This window comes from Streptococcus mitis (assembly GCF_008763935.1).
Taxonomy (GTDB): Bacteria; Bacillota; Bacilli; order Lactobacillales; family Streptococcaceae; genus Streptococcus; species Streptococcus mitis_DB.
Window position 1 is genome coordinate 1 of sequence record NZ_VTQF01000020.1, and the last position, 5,196, is coordinate 5,196.

General features: G+C 49.7%; 1 tRNA gene and 3 rRNA genes. All 4 read left to right on the plus strand.

Annotated features, from left to right (window positions below):
• Nucleotides 1–304: 304 nt before the first annotated feature.
• Nucleotides 305–1,850: ribosomal RNA gene (locus F9B91_RS10910) — 16S ribosomal RNA — on the plus strand.
• A gap of 51 nt (nt 1,851–1,901) precedes the next feature.
• Nucleotides 1,902–1,974, plus strand: a tRNA-Ala gene (locus F9B91_RS10915).
• Between the two features lie 125 nt (nt 1,975–2,099).
• A 23S ribosomal RNA gene (locus F9B91_RS10920) occupies nt 2,100–5,000 on the plus strand.
• Nucleotides 5,001–5,076: 76 nt separating this feature from the next.
• Nucleotides 5,077–5,192 (plus strand): 5S ribosomal RNA (gene rrf, locus F9B91_RS10925).
• The 16S, 23S and 5S rRNA genes sit together here with 1 tRNA gene alongside, the layout of an rRNA operon.
• Nucleotides 5,193–5,196: the final 4 nt, after the last annotated feature.

Consider the following 5,196-nt stretch of genomic DNA (forward strand, 5'->3'; position numbering starts at 1 on the left):
TCAAGGGGTTAAGACACCGCCTTTTCACGGCGGTAACACGGGTTCGAATCCCGTACGGACTATGGTATGTTGCGGATGGAACACTTGATGAAAAAAGATTAAAAAAGTTTCAAAAAAGTGTTGACAAGCGAAAGCACCTGTGATATACTAATATAGTTGTCGCTTGAGAGAAGCGAGTGACAAAGACCTTTGAAAACTGAACAAGACGAACCAATGTGCAGGGCACTACAACTAAGGTTGTAGTACTGAACAATGAAAAAAACAATAAATCTGTCAGTGACAGAAATGAGTGAGAACTCAAACTTTTAATGAGAGTTTGATCCTGGCTCAGGACGAACGCTGGCGGCGTGCCTAATACATGCAAGTAGAACGCTGAAGGAGGAGCTTGCTTCTCCGGATGAGTTGCGAACGGGTGAGTAACGCGTAGGTAACCTGCCTGGTAGCGGGGGATAACTATTGGAAACGATAGCTAATACCGCATAAGAGTAGATGTTGCATGACATTTGCTTAAAAGGTGCAATTGCATCACTACCAGATGGACCTGCGTTGTATTAGCTAGTTGGTGGGGTAACGGCTCACCAAGGCGACGATACATAGCCGACCTGAGAGGGTGATCGGCCACACTGGGACTGAGACACGGCCCAGACTCCTACGGGAGGCAGCAGTAGGGAATCTTCGGCAATGGACGGAAGTCTGACCGAGCAACGCCGCGTGAGTGAAGAAGGTTTTCGGATCGTAAAGCTCTGTTGTAAGAGAAGAACGAGTGTGAGAGTGGAAAGTTCACACTGTGACGGTATCTTACCAGAAAGGGACGGCTAACTACGTGCCAGCAGCCGCGGTAATACGTAGGTCCCGAGCGTTGTCCGGATTTATTGGGCGTAAAGCGAGCGCAGGCGGTTAGATAAGTCTGAAGTTAAAGGCTGTGGCTTAACCATAGTACGCTTTGGAAACTGTTTAACTTGAGTGCAAGAGGGGAGAGTGGAATTCCATGTGTAGCGGTGAAATGCGTAGATATATGGAGGAACACCGGTGGCGAAAGCGGCTCTCTGGCTTGTAACTGACGCTGAGGCTCGAAAGCGTGGGGAGCAAACAGGATTAGATACCCTGGTAGTCCACGCCGTAAACGATGAGTGCTAGGTGTTAGACCCTTTCCGGGGTTTAGTGCCGCAGCTAACGCATTAAGCACTCCGCCTGGGGAGTACGACCGCAAGGTTGAAACTCAAAGGAATTGACGGGGGCCCGCACAAGCGGTGGAGCATGTGGTTTAATTCGAAGCAACGCGAAGAACCTTACCAGGTCTTGACATCCCTCTGACCACTCTAGAGATAGAGCTTTCCTTCGGGACAGAGGTGACAGGTGGTGCATGGTTGTCGTCAGCTCGTGTCGTGAGATGTTGGGTTAAGTCCCGCAACGAGCGCAACCCCTATTGTTAGTTGCCATCATTCAGTTGGGCACTCTAGCGAGACTGCCGGTAATAAACCGGAGGAAGGTGGGGATGACGTCAAATCATCATGCCCCTTATGACCTGGGCTACACACGTGCTACAATGGCTGGTACAACGAGTCGCAAGCCGGTGACGGCAAGCTAATCTCTTAAAGCCAGTCTCAGTTCGGATTGTAGGCTGCAACTCGCCTACATGAAGTCGGAATCGCTAGTAATCGCGGATCAGCACGCCGCGGTGAATACGTTCCCGGGCCTTGTACACACCGCCCGTCACACCACGAGAGTTTGTAACACCCGAAGTCGGTGAGGTAACCGTAAGGAGCCAGCCGCCTAAGGTGGGATAGATGATTGGGGTGAAGTCGTAACAAGGTAGCCGTATCGGAAGGTGCGGCTGGATCACCTCCTTTCTAAGGAAAAGGAACTGCGCATTGGTCTTGTTTAGTCTTGAGAGGTCTTGTGGGGCCTTAGCTCAGCTGGGAGAGCGCCTGCTTTGCACGCAGGAGGTCAGCGGTTCGATCCCGCTAGGCTCCATTGGTGAGAGATCACCAAGTAATGCACATTGAAAATTGAATATCTATATCAAATAGTAACAAGAAAATAAACCGAAAACGCTGTAGTATTAATAAGAGTTTATGACTGAAAGGTCAGAAAAATAAGGTTAAGTTAATAAGGGCGCACGGTGGATGCCTTGGCACTAGGAGCCGAAGAAGGACGTGACAAACGACGATATGCCTTGGGTAGCTGTAAGTAAGCGATGATCCAGGGATTTCCGAATGGGGGAACCCAACAGGTACTACCTGTTACCCGCATCTGTTAAGGATGTGAGGAGGAAGACGCAGTGAACTGAAACATCTAAGTAGCTGCAGGAAGAGAAAGCAAAAGCGATTGCCTTAGTAGCGGCGAGCGAAACGGCAGGAGGGCAAACCGAAGAGTTTACTCTTCGGGGTTGTAGGACTGCAATGTGGACTCAAAGATTATAGAAGAATGATTTGGGAAGATCAGCCAAAGAGAGTAATAGCCTCGTATTTAAAATAGTCTTTGTACCTAGCAGTATCCTGAGTACGGCGGGACACGTGAAATCCCGTCGGAATCTGGGAGGACCATCTCCCAACCCTAAATACTCCCTAGTGACCGATAGTGAACCAGTACCGTGAGGGAAAGGTGAAAAGCACCCCGGGAGGGGAGTGAAATAGAACCTGAAACCGTGTGCCTACAACAAGTTCGAGCCCGTTAATGGGTGAGAGCGTGCCTTTTGTAGAATGAACCGGCGAGTTACGTTATGATGCGAGGTTAAGTTGAAGAGACGGAGCCGTAGGGAAACCGAGTCTGAATAGGGCGAATTAGTATCATGACGTAGACCCGAAACCATGTGACCTACCCATGAGCAGGTTGAAGGTGCGGTAAGACGCACTGGAGGACCGAACCAGGGCACGTTGAAAAGTGCTTGGATGACTTGTGGGTAGCGGAGAAATTCCAAACGAACTTGGAGATAGCTGGTTCTCTCCGAAATAGCTTTAGGGCTAGCGTCGACATAAAGATTCTTGGAGGTAGAGCACTGTTTGGGTGAGGGGTCCATCCCGGATTACCAATCTCAGATAAACTCCGAATGCCAATGAATTATGGTCGGCAGTCAGACTGCGAGTGCTAAGATCCGTAGTCGAAAGGGAAACAGCCCAGACCACCAGCTAAGGTCCCAAAATAATTGTTAAGTGGAAAAGGATGTGGGGTTGCACAGACAACTAGGATGTTAGCTTAGAAGCAGCTATTCATTCAAAGAGTGCGTAATAGCTCACTAGTCGAGTGACCCTGCGCCGAAAATGTACCGGGGCTAAAACAATTTACCGAAGCTGTGGATACCTTTATAGGTATGGTAGGAGAGCGTTCTATGTGTGATGAAGGTGTACCGTGAGGAGTGCTGGAACGCATAGAAGTGAGAATGCCGGTATGAGTAGCGAAAGACAGGTGAGAATCCTGTCCACCGTAAGACTAAGGTTTCCAGGGGAAGGCTCGTCCGCCCTGGGTTAGTCGGGACCTAAGGAGAGACCGAAAGGTGTATCCGATGGACAACAGGTTGATATTCCTGTACTAGAGTATGTAGTGATGGAGGGACGCAGTAGGCTAACTAAAGCAGACGATTGGAAGTGTCTGTCTAAGCAGTGAGGTGTGAACTGAGTCAAATGCTTAGTTCTATAACATTGAGCTGTGATGGGGAGCGAAGTTTAGTAGCGAAGTTAGTGACGTCACACTGCCAAGAAAAGCTTCTAGCGTTTAAACATACTCTACCCGTACCGCAAACCGACACAGGTAGTCGAGGCGAGTAGCCTCAGGTGAGCGAGAGAACTCTCGTTAAGGAACTCGGCAAAATGACCCCGTAACTTCGGGAGAAGGGGTGCTGACTTTACGTCAGCCGCAGTGAATAGGCCCAAGCAACTGTTTATCAAAAACACAGCTCTCTGCTAAATCGTAAGATGATGTATAGGGGGTGACGCCTGCCCGGTGCTGGAAGGTTAAGAGGAGTGCTTAGCGTAAGCGAAGGTATGAATTGAAGCCCCAGTAAACGGCGGCCGTAACTATAACGGTCCTAAGGTAGCGAAATTCCTTGTCGGGTAAGTTCCGACCCGCACGAAAGGCGTAATGATTTGGGCACTGTCTCAACGAGAGACTCGGTGAAATTTTAGTACCTGTGAAGATGCAGGTTACCCGCGACAGGACGGAAAGACCCCATGGAGCTTTACTGCAGTTTGATATTGAGTGTCTGTACCACATGTACAGGATAGGTAGGAGTCTATGAGATCGGGACGCCAGTTTCGAAGGAGACGTTGTTGGGATACTACCCTTGTGTTATGGCCACTCTAACCCGGATAGGTGATCCCTATCGGAGACAGTGTCTGACGGGCAGTTTGACTGGGGCGGTCGCCTCCTAAAAGGTAACGGAGGCGCCCAAAGGTTCCCTCAGAATGGTTGGAAATCATTCGCAGAGTGTAAAGGTATAAGGGAGCTTGACTGCGAGAGCTACAACTCGAGCAGGGACGAAAGTCGGGCTTAGTGATCCGGTGGTTCCGTATGGAAGGGCCATCGCTCAACGGATAAAAGCTACCCTGGGGATAACAGGCTTATCTCCCCCAAGAGTTCACATCGACGGGGAGGTTTGGCACCTCGATGTCGGCTCGTCGCATCCTGGGGCTGTAGTCGGTCCCAAGGGTTGGGCTGTTCGCCCATTAAAGCGGCACGCGAGCTGGGTTCAGAACGTCGTGAGACAGTTCGGTCCCTATCCGTCGCGGGCGTAGGAAATTTGAGAGGATCTGCTCCTAGTACGAGAGGACCAGAGTGGACTTACCGCTGGTGTACCAGTTGTCTTGCCAAAGGCATCGCTGGGTAGCTATGTAGGGAAGGGATAAACGCTGAAAGCATCTAAGTGTGAAACCCACCTCAAGATGAGATTTCCCATGATTTTATATCAGTAAGAGCCCTGAGAGATGATCAGGTAGATAGGTTAGAAGTGGAAGTGTGGCGACACATGTAGCGGACTAATACTAATAGCTCGAGGACTTATCCAAAGTAACTGAGAATATGAAAGCGAACGGTTTTCTTGGTTTGAATAGATATTCAATTTTGAGTAGGTATTACTCAGAGTTAAGTGACGATAGCCTAGGAGATACACCTGTACCCATGCCGAACACAGAAGTTAAGCCCTAGAACGCCGGAAGTAGTTGGGGGTTGCCCCCTGTGAGATATGGAAGTCGCTTAGCTTTA